The following is a 20,897-nucleotide window of genomic DNA, read 5'->3' as shown; positions in this document are numbered from 1 at the left end:
AAACTTTACATTTCGGGACATCTGCGGGAATGGCTGGCAGGAACGGGTCGCATGACCGACCTCATTCGCAGCGCAGGCTTGAGCTATTACCCGGAAGTGGCCCGGTCGGTCGGGCTCGATCCCAAGCAGATGATGCGCAAGGTCAGGCTGCCGCTGGCCGTGCTCGACAAGCCCGATACGCCCATTGCCGTGACCAGCCTGCGCCGCCTGCTCGAATTGTCGGCAGAAGCTTCCGGTGCCGAAGATTTCGGCTTGCGACTCGCCGAGCGCGGCGGGCTCACCAATTTCGGCGCGGTCGGCCTGATCGTGCGCGAACAGGCGACCGTCGGTGAAGCCATCGAAGCGTTCTCGCGCTTCATCCATGTCCATCACGACGGCATGAAGCTCGACGTCGTCAGGGACAAGCAGACGGTGGCCGTCGCGCTGCATCTGCGCGGCCGGCAACCGATCGCACCGCGGCAGTCGATCGACATGGCGCTCGGCAGCATCCATCGCATCATCCAGTCGCTGTTCGGCGCCGACTGGCGGCCGCTGGAGGTGCATCTGCATTACGCGCCGCCGCATGACCGCAAGCGCTATCGCGATTTCTTCGGCTGCCGCGTGGTGTTCAATGCCGATGACGATGCGATCCTGCTGTCGGCGCACGACATGGAGCGGCGGATCCCGAGCGCGCATCCGCTGATCGCGAGTTACTTGCGCAAGCGGATCGAGGCGATCGAGACGCGGCCGGCAAGCTGGGAAGCAAAGGTCGACGAGGTCGTGCGCATCCTGCTGGCCGGCGGCGACTGCACGGTCGAGCGTGTGGCCCAGCACCTCGCCTGCACCCGCCGCACCATTCACCGTCACCTCGCCGCATCAGGCACCAGCTTTTCGGCGATCCTCGACGCGCGTCGCGCCGATCTCGTGATCCAGCTGATCGACGATCCCGGCCGGCCGCTGGCCGATATCGCCACCCAGCTCGGCTTCTCCGCGCAGAGCGCGATGGCGCGCTGGTTCCGCAGCCGCTTCGGCTGCAGCATCACCGAGTGGCGCAAGGGCGTGCGGCCGCAGGCGGCGAACGCAGCCTAACTCAGTGTGCCGGGGCCGGCACGCCCATGATGGCGAGGGCGCGCCGCGGGCTGCCGGCGAGCAGCGGGCCGAACGCGACCGCAAAGCCGAGGAACGCGACGATCCAGCCGCAGGCGGCGATGTGCAGCAGCACATCGCTGTGGCCCGGCAGCACCACGGCAGCGACCCGCGCCAGCGCCGCGACGATGATCGCGACATAGATTCCCTGCGTCGCGGGCGAGGCCGTCAGCGCCTGTCCGGTATGACCAAGGCTCGCACGCGTCATCACCGCGAGCGTCATGGTCCCGGCCGCACCTGCCATCCAGGCATGAATGCCGGCGCTCGGCGGCAGTTCGCCGAAGGCGGCCAAAGCGTGCAGGATGAAGCCGAGCGGCACGAAGACATAACCGACATGCAGGATCAGCAGCAGCCGTTCGCGTGTGGTGCGGTCGCCGGCCCAACGTGCGAGCCGCACCAGATGCAGCACGCCGACAAGGCCCATCACCACACCGGTGATCATGTTCAGCGGCGCCACGATCCACGCGATCAGCGCCAGCGCGCTCAATCCGATCACGGCTCCGTCGAAACGACCGAACGGCACCGGCACGCGGCCGGGATTGAACTTGACCAGCCAGTTGCGGGTAAAGCTCGGGATGATGCGGCCGCCGATCAGCGAGATCAGCAGCACGACCACGCCGATGCCGACACGAATGCTGACATCGGCTGCGCCCTCATAATGCGCTTCGAGATGAAAGCCGACATTGCCGGCGAGCAGCGCGAGAACCAGGACCACCACCGGCAAATTGCGCCAGTTGCCGCCCGCGATGATCTCGCGCGTTGCCGCCGCGACCACCAGCGCCAGGAAGGCGGCATCGACGACGAGCGCGAAGGCCCAGCCGATATCGGCGGACAGAGTCACGGCGGCGCGCCCGGCAAGCCATACCATCAGCAGCGCGCCGAGCGACGTCCCCTGGATCGGCAGCCGCCCGGTCCAGTTCGGGATCGCCGTAAACAGGAAACCTGTAATGACGGCCGGCAGGAAGCCATAGAGCATCTCGTGGACGTGCCAATCGCGCGGCGCGAAGGCGGAACTCACGGACAGCTCACCATAGAACATCGGAAGCCAGGCCAGGATCGACAGGCCGGCCTGGATCGCAGCCAGCAGGAAAAACGGCCGAAAGCTGTTCGCGAACAGCGGCCAGCCCTGAAAATTACGGGATCGGGCGCCAGCCATGGGGCAACTCCTGTGAATTCGGACTATTATCTGGAAAAATACTGCCGCCCGGCCGGCCCGTTTTGCGCTATCGCAAACTGCCTGACGATTGCAGGTGCCATCACACTCCCTGATGCCAAGGAGGCAGAATGGCCAAGGTCGACACATCGCTGGTTGCGCATTTGCCGCTGTTTGCCGGCGTCAAGCCCGAGGACCTCGAGGAGATCCTGCGCGAGGCCCGTTCGGCGCGCTATCCGAAGAACACCGCCATTTTCGAGCAGGGCGCGGACGCGCAATCGTTCTTCCTGCTGCTGCACGGCCATGTCCGCGCCGCCAAGACCACGCCGACCGGCGAGCAGATCGTGGTGCGCTATGTCGCGCCCGGCGAGACGTTCGGGCTCGCGATGGCGATCGGCACTGCGCATTATCCGGCGACCGCGATGGCGGTCGACGACAGCGTGGTACTGATATGGCCGACCTCGGCCTGGCCGCGGCTGGTCGAGCGGTTTCCGGCGATTGCCGCCAACACGCTCCAGACGGTCGGCGCACGGCTCCAGGAGAGCCACACCCGCATCCTGGAAATGTCGACCCAGCAGGTCGAGCAGCGCGTCGCGCACGCGCTGCTGCGGCTCGCAAAACAGTCCGGCAAGAAACTCGACCACGGCATCGAGATCGACTTCCCGATCAGCCGCCAGGACATCGCGCAGATGACCGGCACCACGCTGCACACGGTGAGCCGCATCCTCAGCGGCTGGGAGAGCCAGGGCCTCGTCGAGAGCGGGCGTCAGCGCATCATCCTGCGCGACCCACACAAGATCGTGCTGCTGTCGGAGCGAACCGCGGATAGCGGCCCGGCCTAGAATTAGGGGCGAGGGCGCTTTCGCTTACGGCGAAAGCCCGCCCTCACCCGGGAATCCGCGCGCCACCCGCGCGAACTCCAACCCGCCTCACGCCGGCACGCATTCGCACAGCGCGGCGAGGAATTTGTCCTGGTCGATGCCATGCTCGCGGCAGGCGTCTTCCACCGTGTGGAAGGTTGCGATCGGACAGCCGACGCAGGCCATCCTGAAGGCGAGGAACACGCGGATCGTGTGCGGCGCCGTTCGCATGATGTCATCGACCAGATCGTCGGATCGAAAGGGCATGGACAACTCCGTTCCGAGATGACGATAGCGGAGCGGGGTTGGGTTTCTTTGTTGAAGCGCAAGCTGGCCGTTGCTTCTCCCTCTCCCCGTTCTTACGGGGAGAGGTGAACTACACCGCCCGGCTGTGCAACTGCTTGCCCGGATCCAGATGCGCATCGAACGCGGCGGCAACACTGCGCACCAGAAAGCGCGAATCGTTCGCGACCGCGAGACGATCGCCGTCGAGCCTGACCACGCCGTCCGAGATCAGCGGCTTCAGCCGCGAGGCCGATTGCAGCATCGCTTCGGGCTCTGCACCATGGCGCGCGCAGATGTCGCCGAGATCGGCGCTGAACTCGCACATGATGCGTTCGATGATGTCGGCGCGCAGCCTGTCGTCGTCGGTGAGCCCATAGCCCTTCGCGGTGGCAAGGCGACCGCTCGCGATGCTTTGCGCATAGGCGCCGATCTGCACCTCGTTCTGGACATAGCCCTGCGGCAGATGGCCGATCGCGCTGGCGCCGAAGCCGAGCAGGACCTCGCCACGGTCGGTGGTGTAGCCCTGGAAATTGCGCCGCAACGTCCGATCTTCAAAGGCGACGGCCATGGCGTCGTCAGGGCGGGCGAAATGATCGAGCCCGATCTGCACATAGCCTGCCTCCTTCAAGGCATTGGCGATCGCGCAGGCCTGATCGTGACGCGCGAGACCGTCCGGCAGGGCCGCCTCGTTGATCATCCGCTGATGCTTCTTGAAAGCGGGCACATGCGCATAGCCGAACACCGAAAAGCGGTCGGGCCCGAGCTCGAGCGAGCGCCGTACGGTGTCGAGGCAGGATCCGACGGTCTGGTGCGGCAGCCCGTAGATGAGATCGAAATTGATTCCCCTGATGCCGGCGCGCTGGAGCATGCCGACGACGGACGCCGTCTGCTCATAGCTCTGCACCCGGTTGATCGCACGCTGCACGACCGGATCGAAACTCTGCACGCCGAGGCTGGCGCGGTTGACGCCGGAGAGGCGCATCGCCTCCACCATCTCGGCGGTCAGCGTGCGCGGGTCGATCTCGACCGCGATCTCGGCCGACGGCAGCACGAAGAAGGCGTGACGCATCGCCGCCATCAACTCGGCAAAAGCCTCCGGCGCCATGGTCGTCGGCGTGCCGCCGCCGAAATGGATGTGCTCGACCTTGATGCGGCGGCCGATGGTCTCGGCGACCTGCGCGATCTCGCTGCGCAGCGTCCGCTGATAGGCCGCGATCAAGCCGTCGCGCCGGACGATCTGGGTATGGCAACCGCAATACCAGCACATCTCGCGGCAGAACGGCACATGCAGATAGAGCGATGCGCTGGCGCCCGCGGGCAGCTCGGACAGCCACTGGGCGTAGGTGTCCGCGCCGATCGCCGGAGAGAAGTGCGGCGCGGTCGGATAGCTCGTGTAGCGCGGCAGGCGTTCTTCGCCGTAGCTCGCTGCGAGATCGGTCCTCATATCTTTACCCATTCGTAAATCGATACCGCGCGATGGGGCGGCAGAACCCGGATGGCATTGGATTACCCGTTTTCGGACAGGCGACCTTGCGCTTGCTCAAAGTCTGAGCGCCGGATTTGGCCGATAATGACGTTCAATCATCGCTTCCTGGAGATAAGCCATGGCGCCGCTCGCGCTCGATCTCGTTCTCTGGCTCATCGGCGTTCGCGGTCATATCCCTCGCTTCGACGATTTCCGTCCCGCCCCCGCCGCGCCCACCGTTGGCATCAGCCATATCGTGCGCGTGCTGGCGATTACGGCTGTCGTTTTTGCCGCGCTCTCGCTCGCGCTCTGGGGCACGGTCTGGATTGCGATCCAGCTCTTCTGATCGACAACCATTCATTTACAACCAAGCGCATTTGAACATGCGAGTGATTTGCCGCGCGTGCGGCCGACGTCGCGTGATGCGTCATCGCATTTGTCGCATCGCCGATGCGACTTTCGTCACAGCTCTTAAGGAATTTACCGGAGGCGAATCCGGCAAAAGCTTGTCGCAGCGCAAACACACTTGCCAGGATAGGCGCACACTGCATCCGTCATCAAAACCCTTTCACATGAAGGATGCTTCCGATGTTCACCCGCAGAGCCGCATTGATCAGCGCCGCCGCGACCGCTCTGATGCTCGCGACCCCCACCTTCGCTGCCAGCGATCTCAAGCTGCCGCGGCAGAAGGTCGAGCTGGTCGCCCCGCCCTTCGTGCACGCGCACGAGCAGGCCACGACGCAGGGTCCGAAGATCATGGAATTCAAGATGACCATCGAGGAGAAGAAGGTGGTCATCGACGACAAGGGCACGACCTTCCAGGCCATGACCTTCAACGGCTCGATGCCCGGCCCGCTGATGGTCGTGCATGAAGGCGACTATGTCGAGCTGACGCTGGTCAATCCCGCGACCAACACCATGCCGCACAACATCGACTTCCACTCCGCGACCGGCGCGCTCGGCGGCGCCGAGCTCACGCTGGTCAATCCCGGCGAGCAGGTCGTGCTGCGCTGGAAGGCCACGCGGACCGGCGTGTTCGTCTATCACTGCGCCCCGGGCGGCCCGATGATCCCCTGGCACGTCGTCTCCGGCATGAACGGCGCCGTGATGGTGCTGCCGCGCGACGGGCTGAACGACGGCAAGGGCCACGCGCTGAAATACGACAAGGTCTACTACATCGGCGAGCAGGACATGTATGTGCCGCGCGACGAGAAGGGCAAGTTCAAGTCCTACGACTCGCCGGGTGAAGCCTTCACCGAGACCGAGGAGGTGATGAAGAAGCTGATCCCGTCCCATGTCGTGTTCAACGGCAAGGTCGGCGCGCTCACCGGCAAGAATGCGCTGACGGCCAAGGTCGGCGAGAACGTGCTGATCGTGCATTCGCAGGCCAATCGCGACAGCCGCCCGCATCTGATCGGCGGCCATGGCGACTATGTCTGGGAGACCGGCAAGTTCTCCAACGCGCCCGAGACGGGTCTCGAGACCTGGTTCATCCGCGGCGGCTCGGCGGGAGCTGCGCTCTACAAGTTCCTGCAGCCCGGCATCTATGCATACGTCACGCATAATCTGATCGAGGCCGCTGACCTCGGCGCCACCGCGCACTTCAAGGTCGAAGGCAAGTGGAACGACGATCTGATGACCCAGGTGAAGGCGCCTGCGGAGATACCGGCTCCCAACACCAACTAGACGCGACAAGGGGCCGGTCATCACCGGCCCCTTCTTTCTTCGGGGGACGACCATGTTGATCGCATTCAAACTGAAACTGGCGCTGGCTTGCGCCGCCGGCCTGGCAGGGCCGCTCGCCGTCGCACCGCTGGTCTCGAACATCACCGTGCAGGGGACTGCGACCGAGCCCGCCATCGTCAGCGTCGCGCCGGGCGACATCTCCTACCGCGAGGCCGGCGATTTCACGCGCGGCGGGCAGCAGGCGGAAGTGCCGCTGCGCGCGATGCGCTTCACCAAGCCGCTTCACATCATGCGCGAGCAGGTGTCCTCCGCCGACTATCAGCTCTGCGTGCAGGACGGCGGCTGCCGCGCGCTCGATCGCGGCGTCGCGATCGCGTTCGATCGTCCCGTCGTACAGGTGAACTGGCACGATGCCGAAGCCTATGCCACCTGGCTGTCGCGCAAGACCGGTCATACCTATCGCCTGCCGAGCGATGCGGAATGGGCCTTTGCGGCGGGCTCACGCTTCAAGGACGACGGTGCGCCAGTGGACGCCGAGGATCCCTCCAAGCGCTGGCTCAGCCGCTATGAACGTGAATCCGAGCGTGACCTCTCCGACACCACGGCCTATCCGTTCGGCAAGTTCGGCGCGAACGAGCACGGCATCGCCGACATCGCCGGCAATGTCTGGGAATGGACCTCGACCTGCTTCGTGCGCTCGCGGATCGACGAGACCGGCAAGGCTGGCCGTCCGACCGTGAATTGCGGCGTCCGCGTCGCCGAGGGCGCGCACCGCGCCTATGTCACCGACTTCATCCGCGACGCCCGCGCCGGCGGCTGCGCGCAAGGCGTGCCGCCCGCCAATCTCGGCTTCCGCCTGGTGCGCGAGGAAACGTCGTGGGTCGCAAGCGTGTCGGCGCGCTGGGGCAAGGTGTGGGCGGTGCGGAGAACCTGAGCCCGTCAGCCAACGCGAATTTTGGCAGCCGCCGGCCCCGGCCGCTGATCCCGCAGCGATGGCGATATCATCACACGGATCTGCCTGTCCTTGCAGTCCTCTCCAAACCTGGCTTCGGATCCGAATGCCGCCATCGTGCCGTGGAAGCCAAGACAGGCAAGCCGATAGATCAGGCGCTGTGACAAGGCTCCCTCGAAATAGCCACCGTGCACGTTCGGCCTGCGCCAAAACAGATAGGCGAACAGTAGGCGCAGATGCGAATGGAACGGCATCTTTGCGTTGGCGTCGTCGCGCTTGAACCGTTTCGCGAAGGTCAGGAGCGGCCGCTCCTTGTCGTCGTTGTCCAGATCGACATAGTCAGTGCAGTCGAAATAGGTGAAGACCTCGGGAAGCGGCGATGGGCGCAGATGCTCCGCAGCGGCGGCCGAACCTTGACGATCAACCTCGGCTTCGACGAGCTTCTTGTTCAATTGCTGGAGCGTCAGATTTCCGACACGCAATTGGCGAAGGAAATTGTCTTTGTTTGAAGGGATCGACCCGTATCCCTTGGAGAGGATTTCGACGTTGCCGAGCCGGAACCCGTGATTGCTGTTCTTCGTCGGAAACACGAAATAGTTCGCCAATGTCGATATCTGTCGCAGCACCTCGTCACCTTCGTTGCTGAACAGATAGGCCTCCTCGAAGCGCGACAGCACCGAGGCCAGGAAGTTGCCGCGATTTGCCAATAGCGCCTCGGCAGGAATATCCGGCGAAGCCAGCACGAAGCGCTTCAGGATGAAGGTCTTGCCAAGCTTTTGCAGCTCTTCCGAGGGGACCGGAGCGGCGGCTCCGAACGCGTTGAGGGATCTCACCGGCGTCGCAAAGACATCCGACAACGTACGGATCGTATTGGTGACGACGAATGCCCCCATGCTATGGCCGATGAAGGACAGTTGGGCGCGGCTCTGGTCGGCGTCCTCCTTCTTTCCCTGATAGTGCTGCTGCAGAAGCTCTTCGTCGATCGCCCGGATGATCTGGACGAGATCGGGGATGCCGTAGTTCGACGCACGATAGTTGTCGCGAAAATAGACGATGGCCCGCAACAAAGCGCTCGTCAGGATCAGGCCGACGAGCGTCAAGCCGGTCATCGTGAAGAGATGATCGAAGGCCAGCGCACAGATGCTTCGGAGCACATCCACGATCCGGTGGCCGCCATCGGGGACGAGGTAGAACACCAAGAACGGCACTGCCGCCAGCAGCAGACCCAGATAGAGAATGCGGGTCGGCAATTGCGGCAGTGCATCCCAGGTCCCATGCAATGGCTGCCCCATACGCTCCGACGGCCATCGGTAGCCGACGCAAACCACGCCGCCCGCCTTGCGGATCTCTTCGTCCCCGTTCACCGCAATCGCGGCGCTCGTATAGGTGCTCAGAACGTCCGGCAGCGGATTGTTGAACCCATGGACCATCACGACCAGATTCGGGCGTCCTGGCCCCGCCAGATCGCGCGCAATCATCTTGATCGCATCGTTGGAGTCCGGGATGAGCGTCAGATTGTCCAATTTCTGCGGCTTGCTCGGCACCCGGTCGTCGACATTGTTAGGCGCCGTGCTCTCGATGAAATATGTGGGCACCTCGGTCACCGTCGCCTTGTAGGCGTTGAAGAATGCCATGCCCCCGTCTCCCCCCGTCCCAAGCCGCGCCGCGCTGAAGTTTAGGCGAAATCAACAACCGCAACAAGTTGTAGTTGTTTTTGCGGATGCAGCGACGTCGGCTGCAGGCACGGCAGCCGGGATTGCGCATCAAAGGGCGCGGGCAAACATGCGAAAGCCGGGCGCGCCGATGATCGTCTCGAAAGCCGGATCGCGCTTCTCCTCGGCAAGGACGAAGCCGGCCTTGGCGTAGGCACGCTCGGCGGGCTCGTTGCCGATCAGGAAGGAGATCGTCGCGCGGCCAAAGCCGGCCGCCCGCCCCTTGTCCAGCGCGTGGGCAATCAACGCCTGCATCAGACCACGGCCGCGATAGGCGGGATCGGTCGCGACATGCTCGATCATCCAATCGCCCTCGCCGCCCTGAACCCAGCAGGCGCGCGTGTAGGCGCCGCGCTGGCGGATGGCGTTCAGCTCCGCCGGAGCGAGCCCCATCGCGGCACCGACCTCCTCGATCGCGCGCCAGGCCGCGGGTCCGGTGTCCGCTGCAGGCACGGCGCACAGCGCGGCAACGGGCTTGCCATCGACCTCGGCGACCAGGAATTGCGAGACATGCCACATCGACACCGCGCGTGCGAGCGCGATGCGCGCGATGAAATCGCGGCACTGCGCATCGGGCCAGCCGAGCGCAACGTCGAACCAGCCGCGCGACCGATAGCCGCGCATCGATGACAGAATAATTCCTGCGATGAAATCGGCGTCTTCGGGACGCGCAGACCGTATCGTCATGCGCGCCCCCTTTGCGGCCGCGTTACGTGTTCTTCAGCGCGACGCGGAATTCCGCCTCGGTCTTGGCCTTGACCTCGTCGAGCGTGACGCCGTCGGCGAGCTCGATCAGGGCCATGCCGCCGTCGCCGTGCTTGTCGATGGTGAAGACGGCGAGATCGGTGACGACCATGTCGACCACGCGCTCGCCGGTCAGCGGCAGATTGCACTTCTTCAGGAGCTTCGAGCCGTCCTTGGCCGAATGCTCCATCACCACCACGACGCGCTTGACGCCGGCGACGAGGTCCATCGCGCCGCCCATGCCCTTGACCATCTTGCCGGGGATCATCCAGTTGGCGAGATCGCCGTTCTGGGCCACCTGCATGGCGCCGAGGATCGACAGGTCCATGTGGCCGCCGCGGATCATGCCGAACGAATCCGCGCTCGAGAAATACGAGGTCGAGGGCAGCTCGCTCACGGTCTGCTTGCCGGCGTTGATGAGGTCGGCATCTTCCTCGCCCTCATAGGGGAACGGGCCCATGCCGAGCATGCCGTTCTCGCTCTGCAGGCTGACGTCGACGCCGTCGGGGATGAAGTTCGAGACCAGCGTCGGGATGCCGATGCCGAGATTGACGTAGTAGCCGTCACGCAGTTCCTTCGCGGCGCGCGCAGCCATCTGTTCACGGGTCCAGGCCATGTGAGTCTCCTGATGCGCTTAAGCGGCGGTACGCGGGCGGGTGTTGCGGAATTCGATGCGCTTCTTGGCCGTACCGACCTCGACGATGCGCTTCACGAAAATGCCGGGCGTGTGGATGTGGTCGGGATTGAGTTCACCGGCCGGAACCAGATGCTCGACCTCGGCCACCGTGATCCTGGCGGCGGTCGCCATCATCGGGTTAAAGTTGCGCGCGGTCTTGCGGTAAATGAGGTTGCCGGCGGTGTCGCCCTTCCAGGCGTGGACGATGGCGAGATCGGCGAACAGGCCGCGCTCCATCAGGTACTTCTCGCCGTCGAACTCCTTCACTTCCTTGCCTTCGGCGATCAGCGTGCCGACGCCGGTCTTGGTGTAGAAGGCCGGGATGCCCGCGCCGCCGGCGCGGATGCGCTCGGCCAGCGTGCCCTGCGGGTTGAATTCGAGTTCCAGCTCGCCGGCGAGGAATTGCTGGGCGAACAGCTTGTTCTCGCCGACATAGGACGAGATCATCTTCTTGATCTGGCGGGTTTCGAGCAGGCGGCTGAGGCCGATGCCGTCGACGCCGGCATTGTTGGAGACGACCGTCAGGCCCTTGACGCCGGACTCGCGGATCGCGTCCGACAGCTCCTCGGCGATGCCGCAGAGGCCGAAGCCGCCCGACATGATCATCATGTTGTCTTTGAGAATGCCGTCGAGGGCCGACTTGGCGTCGGGATAGACCTTGTTCATACAGGAAACCTTCGGCTTGCAGGCGTCGCGCCTCTATTGGCGGCGATTATTAGGCGAAATCGTCCGAAGCCGTCAATGATACGGGGTTCTCCGCCGGGCGCGCCGGTGGTAGAAGCTGCCCAGCCCGTGGGCAGAACCGTCCACGGCCTTGAAAGCGACAAGAAAACCCATCAAGTTGCGGCACTTAACATGACAGGGCTTGGGCGCGGGGGCGCGCAGGTTTCTCGGCCCGCCCTTCCGGCTCCAACGACCAAACCGATCAGGACATGCCATTGACCATGGCCCAAGGAATGAAGCGCCTCGGGACGCCGATCGCGGCGCTGCTCGGCGTCGCGCTGATCGCCCTGATCGCGACCTCATGGCTCATCAACCGCGACGCGTTGCGCAAGGCGGTCGAAGCCCAGATCCGCGACGTCACCGGGCTCGAGCTCAACGTGGCAGGCAACATCGACATTTCGGTGCTGCCGGCGAGCTACGTCTCGTTCCATGACGTCGGCCTCAAGGGCGGCGGCACCAGCGATCCCGCGCTCCATGTCGACGTGCTCACCGCCAATCTGCGTCTGCTGCCCCTGCTGCTGCAGCGCTTCGAGATCGCCGACCTGACGCTGCTGCGGCCGCACATCCACGTCAGCCTGAAGCCGGACGGCGAGAGCAACTGGACGCCCTTCATCCAGACCATCGCGCGCACCATGAAGCCCGGCGCCGAGAACCAGGTGTCGTTCTCCGAGATCAGGATCCAGGACGGCGTGCTCAACTACGAGGATGCCGCCACCCACGCCACCGAGAAGTTCGAGGATATCGACCTGTCGCTGGCCTGGCCCTCGATCTCGCGCTCCTTTGCCGCGACCGGGCAGTTCGACTGGCGCGGCGAGCGCGTCGACGGCTCGATCAGCTTTTCCGATTTCGTCGCCGCGCTCTCCGGCGATCGTTCCGGCCTGAAGGCGCGGATCGCCAGCCCACCGCTCAAGCTCGCCTTCGACGGCAGCGTCGCCAACCGCACCAGCCCGATGATGGAGGGCACGCTCACCATCGACAGCCCGTCGCTGCGCAACGCACTGCGCTGGACCGGCCAGCCGCAGCCCGGCAGCGGCGGCTTCGGCCGCTTCGCGCTGAAGGCGCGCGCCAATGTCGTGGGCGCCTCGATCGCGCTCACCAACGTCAATGTCGAGCTCGACGGCAACGCCGCCGAAGGCGTCATGACCTACGCCAATAACGGCCGGCAGACGCTGCAGGCGACGCTTGCCGCCGACACGCTCGACTTCACACCTTATATCTCGACCTTCCGCCTGGTCGCGAGCGGCGCGCGCGACTGGAACAGGCAGCTGTTCGATCTCAACGGATTGTCGACCACCGATCTCGACATGCGCCTGTCGGCCGCCAGGCTGACGGTCGGCCCGACCAAGCTCGGCCGCACCGCGATCGGCGCCAATTTGCGTAACGGCACGCTCGCGCTCTCGGTCGGCGAGGCCCAGGTCTATGGCGGCATCGCCAAGGGCTCGTTCGGCATCGCCCGCTCCGATACCGTCGCCGACATCAAGGCGCAATTCCAGTTCACCGACGTCGACCTGCAGGCCTGCGCCACCGAGCTGTTCGGCCTCAACAAGCTGTCCGGCCGCGGCAACATCAACGTCTCGCTGCTGGCCTCCGGCTCGAGCCCGTTCGGCCTCGTGCAGTCGCTCGACGGCAGCGCCACCGTGACCGGGCACGACGGCGCCATCGCGGGCTTCAACGCCGAGCAGCTCCTGAAGCGGCTGGAGCGGCGGCCGCTGTCCGGCGGCGGCAATTTCCGCAGCGGCTCGACCCCTTACAGCAACCTCATCATCGCGCTGAAATTCTCCGACGGCGTCGCCACGGCCGAGGACATCCGCATCGAAGGCCCGGCGGCGAAGATCACGATGACCGGCACCGCTTCCGTGCCGGCGCGCGAATACGACATGAAGGGTGTGGCGAGCCTCAACACGACGTCGGGTTTCGAATTGCCCTTCGTGGTGCAGGGCCCCTGGGACGATCCCCTGATCCTCCCGGATTCGGACGTCCTGATCCGCCGCTCGCCCTTCGGCGCGCAGTTGCTCAAGAAGGACGGCCAGACCGGCGACACCGTGCGCTCGGTCATCGAGAAGATCACCGGCGTCAAGCGCCCCGCGCCGGCCGACCAGCCGACAGCCGAGAACGCCAAGGAAAGCGCCAAGGACAACGCGAAGTCCAACTGAGGACGACGCTCGTCCGGCGCAGCTCGATCATGTGCGAATTGATCAGGGCGAATTGATGCGGCGATTGGATCGATGCGCGCATTAAGCATCTCCTCCAGCCGATCCCCCACGACCTAGGTCTGACAAGATGCCGCTAGATCGGCTCAACGCCATGCGCTAGTGTTTTATGCGACCGGTTAAAAACACCGGCCGTTTGAGGGAGAAAAACGTGAGATCCAAGGTTATTGGCGCAGTGTCATTTGCGGTCGCTGCGGCTGGGCTGTTCGCGGCCACTGCACCCGCTTTTGCGCAGCAGAAGACGATTACTGTCTGGTGGGGCAAGGGCTTCTACCGCTCCGAAGACGACGCGCTGCTCGAGACGATCAAGAAGTTCGAAGCCAAGACCGGCATCAAGGTCGAATTGTCGCAGTACGCGATCCAGGACATGATTCCGAAGACGGTCGCCGCGCTCGACGCCGGCACCGTGCCCGATGTCGCCTATTCTGATTCCTACGACGTCCAGGCGCAGGGCAAGTGGGCCTATGAGGGCAAGCTCGAGGACCTCACGGACGTCATGGAGCCGATCAAGGACCGGTTCGTGCAGAACACGCTGGACGCCTCGATCCTCTATAACGACGTCACCAAGAAGAAGGCCTATTACGGCTTCCCGCTGAAGCAGCAGAGCATGCATGTCGAGATCTGGAACGACATGCTGGAGAAGGCAGGCTTCAAGCTCGCCGACATCCCGACCGACTGGGCCGGCTACTGGACGTTCTGGTGCGACAAGGTGCAGCCGGCGATCCGCAAGGCGACCAGCCAGCGCATCTACGGTGTCGGCCAGCCGATGGGCGTGGAATCGACCGACGCCTTCCAGTCGTTCTACACCTTCATGGACGCCTATCACGTCAAGCTGGTCGACGACGACGGCAAGCTGCTGGTCGACGATCCCAAGGTGCGCGAGAACCTGATCAGCGCGCTGAAGGACTACACCGACACCTACATCAAGGGTTGCACCCCGCCGTCCTCGACCACCTGGAAGGACCCGGACAACAACGTCGCCTTCCACAACAAGACCATCGTGATGACCCACAACTTCACGATCTCGATCGCGGCGAAGTGGTACGAGGATTCGCAGAACCAGGCTCTCACCGAGGAACAGCGTGCCGCCGGCAAGAAGGCCTATGAGCAGGACATCGTCACCGCGTCCTTCCCGAAGGCGCCGGATGGTTCGACCATCCGCTATCGCTCGGACGTCAAGACCGGACTGGTCTTCACCGCGGCCAAGAACAAGGCCGAGGCCAAGCAGTTCATCAGCTTCCTGCTCCAGGAAGACAACGTTCGTCCCTACATCGAAGGCGCGCTCGGCCGCTGGTTCCCGGTGACCAAGGAAAGCCAGGCCAGCCCGTTCTGGCAGGCCGACAAGCACCGCAAGGCCGTCTATAATCAGTTCACCGGCGGCACGGCGGCGTTCGACTTCACCAAGAACTGGAAGTTCACGATCCTCAACAACGAGAACATCTGGGCCAAGGCGATGAACCGGGTCGTCAGCGAGAAGGTCCCGGTCGACAAGGCCGTGGACGAGATGATCGTCCGCATCAAGCAGGTTGCAGGCTGACTTGTCTTTCTCCCTCTCCTCGCTGGCGCGGGGAGAGGCTAACAGCTAACACCGGCCGCCTCGTGCGGCCGGAAGTCCTTTCAAAGAGTCCGAAAAGAATGGCGATCACGCTCTCTGGCGATCAGGCAATGCCCGGCCCGCCCTTGTCGTCGCGGCTAACCCCGACGCAGGTCTGGGGCATTGTTCTGCTCGCGCCCTATCTGCTGGTTTTCCTTGCCTTCGTGGTCTATCCCGTCTGTTACGGGCTGTGGCTGGCGCGGGCCCCGTCGAATTACGTCGCGCTGTATCACGATCCGATCTTCGCGCGCGCCGCGGTCAACACGCTGATCTTCCTGGTCATCGGCATCAACATCAAGATGCTGATCGCGCTGTTCCTGTCCGGCTTCTTCGCGCAGCAGCGCACCTGGATCAAATGGCTTTCGGTGATCTTCATCCTGCCCTGGGCGGTGCCGTCGATCCCGACCATCCTGTCGGTGCGCTTCATGTTCAATCCCGAATGGGGCGTGATCAACCACCTCATCTTCTCCTTCACCGGCGATGACGGCCCGAACTGGCTGAACGACCCGACCGTGGCGCTGAGCATGGCGATCGGCGTCCACATCTGGAAGTCGCTGCCGTTCTGGACATTGATCCTGATCACCGGCCGCCTTGCGATCGCGCACGATCTGTTCGAGGCCGCCGAGGTCGACGGCGCGAGCTGGTGGCAGAAATTCCGCTTCATCACCTGGCCGTCGATGCAGACGCTCTACGTCACCTGCACGCTGCTCTCGATGATCTGGACGCTCGGCGACTTCAACAGCGTCTATCTGCTCACCGGCGGTGGTCCGGCCGACCTCACGCATGTGCTGGCGACGCTCGGTATCCGCTATCTCCGGCTCGACCAGCTCTCGCTCGCGATGGCCTCCATCGTCTGCGCGATGCCGTTCGTCCTGCCGCTCGTGTATTTCATGATGAAACGGTTGTCGCGATGAAGCTTCCCTCTCTCCGTGACGTCGCGACGGAAGCGCGGCTGCTCCTGATCGGTATCCCCGTCTTCCTGTGGACGATGATCCCGATCTACCACATGTTCCTGTTCGCGATCTCCCCCAAGGAGGACGCGTTCTCGGGCAAGCTGTGGCCGGATCACCCGACGCTGCACAACTTCGAAATCGTGTTCAAGCAGCAGCACTACTTCCTGCGCGATTTCTACGTGCAGTTCTGGAATTCGACGTTGATCGCAGCCGCCGTCGGCGCGCTGACGCTGTTCATCGCCACGGCTGCCGCGTTCTCGATCTCGCGGCTGAAGGTGCCGGGCGGGCGCATGGTGCTGAACCTCGCGCTGTTCACCTATTTCATCCCCGCAGCGTTCCTCGCGGTGCCGATGTACCGCACCATGGGCAATTACGGTCTGCTCAACAATCACTGGTCGCTGATCCTGGCGATGGTGACGATCGCCAGCCCCTATGCGATCTGGGTGCTCAAGCAGGCCTCCGACAAGCTCCCCGTCGAGCTCGACGAAGCCGCGGTGATGGACGGCGCGACCACGCTGCAGATCTTCCGCCTAGTGTACCTGCCGCTGATGATGCCGTCGCTGGTCGCGATCGGCACCTATGCGGTGCTCCTCGCCTGGAACGAATATCTCTACGCGTTCCTGCTGCTCTCGAACGACCGCGAGATCACCCTGCCCGTCGCGCTCGGCAACTTCCTCGCCGCCGACGATTCGCCGTGGGAGTTGCTGATGACCACCGGCTTCATCTACGCGCTGCCGCCGGCTGCGGTCTATTACGCCTTCCGCCGCTACATGGTGGGCGGGCTCACGGCGGGCGCGGTGAAGTCCTGACGCGACAGGACGCCTCGCGGCGCTGCAGGCTAGGCTTTTGAGCAACGCCGTGGACAATTGAAGATTGTCCACGGCTGCTCTAACCTCCGTGTCCCAAAGGCGGGGGCCCGGCATCATGCGCAACAACGACGCAATCCATCTCGGCTTGATGCTGCTGGCGTTCGCGGCAGCCTATCTGGTGCCGTTCGAGCTGTTGCTGCTGGCCTATGTCGTACTGGGCCCGGCGCATTACTTCACCGAGATCTCCTGGCTGCACGATCGCAGCTACTACCTTCCCCACCGCGGAATTGCCGTGGCCCTGGCCATCGTCGCCGCCGGCGCCGCACTGATCGACAACGCCTACTGGTTCGGCTTCGCGATGTGGGGGGCGCTGGTCGTCTGCGCCATGCTGGCGGCGACCACGTCGGCGGTCGAGAGCATGCTGCTGTTCATGGCGGCGATCGCCCTGTCGGCGATCATGTATTGGAGCGGCTCCTCGCTTGCCGTGGTCGGCATCCTGCTTCCGACCCTGGTCCACGTCTCGCTGTTCACGCTGATCTTCATGGTGCTCGGTGCGTACCGGTCCGGCAGCCGGATGCAGGCTGCGCTGGTGGTCGTCTACCTCGTCGCGGTCGCCACGATCCTGCTGCTGCCGCCGACCGCCGAGATCCGGATCGCGAGCTTCGCCCGCGTCGCACAGGACTATTTCGGCAATGTCGGCCCGGCCCTCAGCCGGCTGTTCGGCGTGCCCGGCCTCGTGCTCGACACGAGGCTGACGAGCCTGCTCGCCTTCGTCTACACCTACCATTACCTCAACTGGTTCATCAAAGCCGACGTGATCCGTTGGGCCGAGGTGCCGAAGGCGCGGCTCGCCGCCATGATCGCTGCCAGCGCCGCATCCACCGCGCTCTATTTCTACGATTACGCGTTCGGCTTCACCTTCCTGCTGGCGCTGAGCCTGATCCACGTCCTGCTCGAATTTCCGCTCAACAGCCTCGCACTGCGCCAGCTCGGCGCGGCGGTCCAGAGCGGGGCCCGCGCGTGGGTCGCCGAACGAACGGCTACAGCGGCGCCGCGCTCTCGCCCTGGGAGCTCGACAGTTTTGAAGCGAGCGAAGCGATCACGATGACCACCGCGATCAAAGCAATCACCAGCGTACAGATCGCGTTGATCTCGGGCTTCACCCCCAGCCGCACCTCCGAATAGATCCGGATTGGCAGCGTCGCCGAGCCGGGGCCCGTGGTGAAGCTCGCGATCACGAGATCGTCGAGCGACAGGGTAAAGGCGAGCATCCAGCCTGCGATGATCGCGGGCGCGATCAGCGGCAGCGTCACGGCGACGAACGCGCGGACCGGGTTGCAACCGAGGTCCATCGCCGCCTCCTCCAGCGAACGGTCCAGCGAACCGAGGCGGGACTGCACGACCACGGCGACAAAACACATCGTCAGCGTGGTGTGGGCGATCGTCACCGTCCAGAAGCCGCGCTCGGCGCTCAGCGCCACGAACAGCAGCAGCAGCGACAATCCGGTGATCACCTCCGGCATCACCAGCGGCGCATAGAGCATGCCGGAGAACAGCGTACGGCCGCGAAAACGCTCGCCGCGCGACAGCGCCACGGCCGCCAGCGTGCCGAGCAGCGTGGCGATGGTCGCGGAGGAGACCGCGACCCGCAGGCTCATCCAGGCCGCCTCGATCATGGCGCGGTCATTGAAGAACTCGCGGTACCAGCGCAGCGACCAGCCGCCCCACACCGTCACCAGCCGCGAGGCGTTGAAGGAATAGATGACCAGGATCAGGATCGGCAAATAAAGGAACGCCAGCCCCAGCGCGAGCGAGGCGATGTTGAAGCGGGACAGGCGGGAGACCTTGCGCATCGGCTCACCGTCCCTGTTCCAGCTGCCGCTTCTGCAGCCGTTCGTACAGCAGCAGCGGCACCAGCAGCACCACCAGCAGCACGATGGCCGCGGCAGAAGCGACCGGCCAATCCTTGTTGGTGAAGAACTCGAGCCACAGGGTCTGGCCTATCATCAGCGAATTGGAGCCGGCCAGGAGGTCCGGGATGACGAACTCGCCGACGATCGGGATGAAGCAGAGCAGCACGCCGGCCCCGACACCCGGCAGCGACAACGGAAAGGTGACGAGCCAGAACACCTGCCAGGGCGGCGCGCCGAGATCAGAGGCCGCCTCTTCCAAAGCCGGCTCCATCTTCGCCAGCGTGGCGTAGAGCGGCAGGATCATGAACGGCAGGTAGGAATAGACGATGCCGATATACATCGCGGTATCGGTGGAGAGCCACACCACCGGCTGGCTGACCAGATGCAGCGCCAGCAGGATCTGGTTGAGCAGGCCGTCATGCTGCAGGATGTTGATCCAGGCATAGATGCGGATCAGGAACGAGGTCCAGAACGGCACGATCACCAGCACCATCGCCAGCGCCTGCCAGCGCTTTGGCAGCCGCGCCATGCCATAGGCGATGGGATAGCCGATCAGCAGCAGCAGCGCGGTCGCGGTGATGGCAACGGTGAGACTGCGCACATAGGCGAACACGTAGATGTCGTCGGAGCCGAGCAGCTTGAAAGTGTCGATCGACAGCGCGGCAAAGGCGGCTTTCAGCGCCTCCCATCCCGCGGTCAGGTCGAACACCGGCTCGTAAGGCGGCTGCGCGATCGCAGTCTGCGACAAGCTGATCTTCAGCACGAAGGCGAACGGCACCAGGAAGAAGAGCACCATCCAGACGTAGGGCGCGATCGCCGCAAAGCGCGCCGGCCGCCCAAAAATGCGGCGCCCGCTCATGACGGCAGCACCACGCAATCGTCAGGCGAGAACCAGGCGACGACATTCTGGTTCAGGCTGTAGGCGTCGACGTCGAGGCGCGCGCTGTTGGCGACGGAGGCCTCAATCATCCCGCCGGTGTCGAGCTTCACCTTGTAGCTGGTGGTCCCGCCGAGATAGCAGATGTCGGCGATCACACCGTCGAGCCGGTTGATCGCCGTCTCACGACCGGCCTCGCTCACGGGACCGCGGCGCGACAGCTTGACCTTTTCGGGGCGGATCGCGACCGAGAATTTTCCCGCGCCGACCGGCTCGCGCGGCTCGGCCACGACCAGCGCACCGGCATCCCGCGTGCCGATGACCAGGCGATGACCGTCGCGCAGTTTGGACTCGCCGTCGAACAGGTTGATGTCGCCGACGAACTCCGCGATCCAGCGCGACCGCGGCGCCTCGTAGAGCTCGCGCGGAGACGCGACCTGGGCGAGCTTGCCTGATTTCATCACGCCGATCCGGCTCGCCATCGTCATGGCCTCTTCCTGGTCGTGGGTGACGATGATGAAGGTCATGCCGAGGCGGCGCTGCAGCTCCATCAGCTCGCCTTGCGTGCTCTCGCGCAGCTTCTTGTCGAGCGCGGCGAGCGGCTCGTCGAGCAGCAGCAATTGCGGCCGGCGCGCCAGCGCACGCGCCAATGCCACACGCTGCCGCTGGCCTCCGGAGAGCTGGTCGGGCTTGCGTTTCTCGAGCCCCTCGAGCTTCACCAGCGCGACCATCTCCGCGACGCGCGTCGCGATCTCGGCACGCGCCATGCCGGCGCGCTTCAGGCCGAAGGCGATGTTGTCGCGTACGGAGAGATGCGGAAACAGCGCGTAATTCTGGAACATCATGTTGATGGGGCGCTCGTGCGGCAGTGCCTGCGCGATATCCTTGCCACCGAGCAGGATGCGTCCCTCGTCCGGCGCCTCGAATCCGGCAAGCATCCGCAGCAGCGTGGTCTTGCCGCAGCCGCTCGGGCCCAGCAGCGCGAAGAATTCGCCGGCCTTGATGTCGAGCGACACGCCATCCACGGCCCGGAACGTCCCAAACGTCTTGGCGACCTTCTCGATGCGCAGCAGCGGCTGCCCCGCCAGCGGCAGCGCATCTCCACCGGCCGCATCCTTCGCGGTGTCTATTCTGGGCAACTCGTCCGTCATGGTCCCTGC

Annotated in this window: 20 protein-coding genes; 10 read left to right on the top strand and 10 right to left on the bottom strand. The window is 64.5% G+C overall.

The window, feature by feature from the left end; translation table 11 throughout:
* Positions 1–51 precede the first annotated feature (51 nt).
* On the top strand, positions 52–1,068 hold the full coding sequence (locus tag VGR99_RS26480; RefSeq protein ID WP_326902639.1) for an AraC family transcriptional regulator: 1,017 nt from the start codon (positions 52–54) through the stop codon (positions 1,066–1,068).
* Between the two features lies 1 nt (position 1,069).
* On the opposite strand, the gene VGR99_RS26475 is transcribed toward VGR99_RS26480, so the two are convergent.
* Positions 1,070–2,281 (bottom strand): NnrS family protein, encoded by a 1,212-nt coding sequence (locus tag VGR99_RS26475; RefSeq protein ID WP_326902638.1) that lies wholly within the window; start codon positions 2,279–2,281, stop codon positions 1,070–1,072.
* A 128-nt stretch (positions 2,282–2,409) separates the two neighbouring features.
* On the opposite strand from VGR99_RS26475, the gene VGR99_RS26470 reads away from it, so the two are divergent.
* Positions 2,410–3,120 (top strand): Crp/Fnr family transcriptional regulator, encoded by a 711-nt coding sequence (locus VGR99_RS26470; protein WP_326902637.1) that lies wholly within the window; start codon positions 2,410–2,412, stop codon positions 3,118–3,120.
* Positions 3,121–3,207: 87 nt separating this feature from the next.
* On the opposite strand, the gene VGR99_RS26465 is transcribed toward VGR99_RS26470, so the two are convergent.
* The gene (locus tag VGR99_RS26465; RefSeq protein WP_027561005.1) at positions 3,208–3,405 is read right to left on the bottom strand and encodes a DUF1858 domain-containing protein; all 198 of its coding nucleotides are present in this window, start codon (positions 3,403–3,405) and stop codon (positions 3,208–3,210) included.
* Positions 3,406–3,514: 109 nt separating this feature from the next.
* Entirely contained in the window at positions 3,515–4,867 is a 1,353-nt protein-coding gene (gene hemN, locus VGR99_RS26460) for an oxygen-independent coproporphyrinogen III oxidase (protein WP_326902986.1), read from the bottom strand.
* Positions 4,868–5,027: 160 nt separating this feature from the next.
* Here hemN and VGR99_RS26455 point away from each other — a divergent pair, with 160 nt between their 5' ends.
* The 3 genes from VGR99_RS26455 (at position 5,028) to VGR99_RS26445 (ending at position 7,508) form a co-directional block, all read left to right on the top strand.
* Positions 5,028–5,234, top strand: a complete 207-nt coding sequence (locus VGR99_RS26455; protein ID WP_326902636.1) for a hypothetical protein — start codon at positions 5,028–5,030, stop codon at positions 5,232–5,234.
* A 242-nt stretch (positions 5,235–5,476) separates the two neighbouring features.
* The gene (gene nirK / locus VGR99_RS26450; protein WP_326902635.1) at positions 5,477–6,574 is read left to right on the top strand and encodes a copper-containing nitrite reductase; all 1,098 of its coding nucleotides are present in this window, start codon (positions 5,477–5,479) and stop codon (positions 6,572–6,574) included.
* Between the two features lie 52 nt (positions 6,575–6,626).
* Complete coding sequence (locus VGR99_RS26445) at positions 6,627–7,508, top strand: SUMF1/EgtB/PvdO family nonheme iron enzyme (protein WP_326902634.1); 882 nt, start codon at positions 6,627–6,629, stop codon at positions 7,506–7,508.
* A gap of 5 nt (positions 7,509–7,513) precedes the next feature.
* Here the strand turns inward: VGR99_RS26445 and VGR99_RS26440 are convergent, their stop codons facing one another.
* From VGR99_RS26440 to VGR99_RS26425, 4 genes are all read right to left on the bottom strand, one after another.
* Positions 7,514–9,160, bottom strand: coding sequence for a hypothetical protein (locus tag VGR99_RS26440; RefSeq protein WP_326902633.1), 1,647 nt, complete (start codon positions 9,158–9,160; stop codon positions 7,514–7,516).
* Positions 9,161–9,289: 129 nt separating this feature from the next.
* Entirely contained in the window at positions 9,290–9,925 is a 636-nt protein-coding gene (locus VGR99_RS26435; protein ID WP_326902632.1) for a GNAT family N-acetyltransferase, read from the bottom strand.
* Positions 9,926–9,947: 22 nt separating this feature from the next.
* Positions 9,948–10,598, bottom strand: coding sequence for a CoA transferase subunit B (locus VGR99_RS26430; protein WP_097660102.1), 651 nt, complete (start codon positions 10,596–10,598; stop codon positions 9,948–9,950).
* A gap of 18 nt (positions 10,599–10,616) precedes the next feature.
* Positions 10,617–11,324 carry a CoA transferase subunit A gene (locus tag VGR99_RS26425; protein WP_232953878.1) on the bottom strand — a complete coding sequence of 236 codons (708 nt, stop codon included), beginning with the start codon at positions 11,322–11,324 and terminating at the stop codon, positions 10,617–10,619.
* Between the two features lie 278 nt (positions 11,325–11,602).
* Between VGR99_RS26425 and VGR99_RS26420 the strand changes: the two genes are divergently transcribed.
* The 5 genes from VGR99_RS26420 (at position 11,603) to VGR99_RS26400 (ending at position 18,055) form a co-directional block, all read left to right on the top strand.
* Complete coding sequence (locus VGR99_RS26420) at positions 11,603–13,534, top strand: AsmA family protein (RefSeq protein ID WP_326902985.1); 1,932 nt, start codon at positions 11,603–11,605, stop codon at positions 13,532–13,534.
* 208 nt (positions 13,535–13,742) lie between these two features.
* Positions 13,743–15,128, top strand: a complete 1,386-nt coding sequence (locus VGR99_RS26415; protein WP_326902631.1) for an ABC transporter substrate-binding protein — start codon at positions 13,743–13,745, stop codon at positions 15,126–15,128.
* A gap of 98 nt (positions 15,129–15,226) precedes the next feature.
* The gene (locus VGR99_RS26410) at positions 15,227–16,099 is read left to right on the top strand and encodes a sugar ABC transporter permease (RefSeq protein ID WP_326902630.1); all 873 of its coding nucleotides are present in this window, start codon (positions 15,227–15,229) and stop codon (positions 16,097–16,099) included.
* Positions 16,096–16,947 (top strand): carbohydrate ABC transporter permease, encoded by an 852-nt coding sequence (locus VGR99_RS26405; RefSeq protein WP_212026835.1) that lies wholly within the window; start codon positions 16,096–16,098, stop codon positions 16,945–16,947. The genes VGR99_RS26410 and VGR99_RS26405 overlap by 4 nt, the downstream gene beginning before the upstream one ends.
* Before the next feature lie 115 nt (positions 16,948–17,062).
* Positions 17,063–18,055, top strand: coding sequence for a hypothetical protein (locus tag VGR99_RS26400; RefSeq protein WP_326902629.1), 993 nt, complete (start codon positions 17,063–17,065; stop codon positions 18,053–18,055).
* On the opposite strand, the gene VGR99_RS26395 is transcribed toward VGR99_RS26400, so the two are convergent.
* The 3 genes from VGR99_RS26395 to VGR99_RS26385 are packed head-to-tail and all read right to left on the bottom strand — an operon-like array spanning position 17,988 to position 20,888.
* Entirely contained in the window at positions 17,988–18,800 is an 813-nt protein-coding gene (locus VGR99_RS26395) for an ABC transporter permease (protein WP_326902628.1), read from the bottom strand. The genes VGR99_RS26400 and VGR99_RS26395 overlap by 68 nt on opposite strands.
* A 4-nt stretch (positions 18,801–18,804) precedes the next feature.
* Positions 18,805–19,719, bottom strand: coding sequence for an ABC transporter permease (locus VGR99_RS26390; protein WP_326902627.1), 915 nt, complete (start codon positions 19,717–19,719; stop codon positions 18,805–18,807).
* Positions 19,716–20,888, bottom strand: a complete 1,173-nt coding sequence (locus VGR99_RS26385) for an ABC transporter ATP-binding protein (RefSeq protein WP_326902626.1) — start codon at positions 20,886–20,888, stop codon at positions 19,716–19,718. Before VGR99_RS26385 ends, VGR99_RS26390 begins: the two co-directional genes overlap by 4 nt.
* Positions 20,889–20,897: the final 9 nt, after the last annotated feature.

The organism is Bradyrhizobium sp. (genome assembly GCF_035935975.1).
In the GTDB taxonomy this organism is placed as follows: domain Bacteria; phylum Pseudomonadota; class Alphaproteobacteria; order Rhizobiales; family Xanthobacteraceae; genus Bradyrhizobium.
The sequence above is the reverse complement of the archived record's forward strand: the minus strand, read 5'-3'. Positions and strand labels throughout refer to the sequence as shown.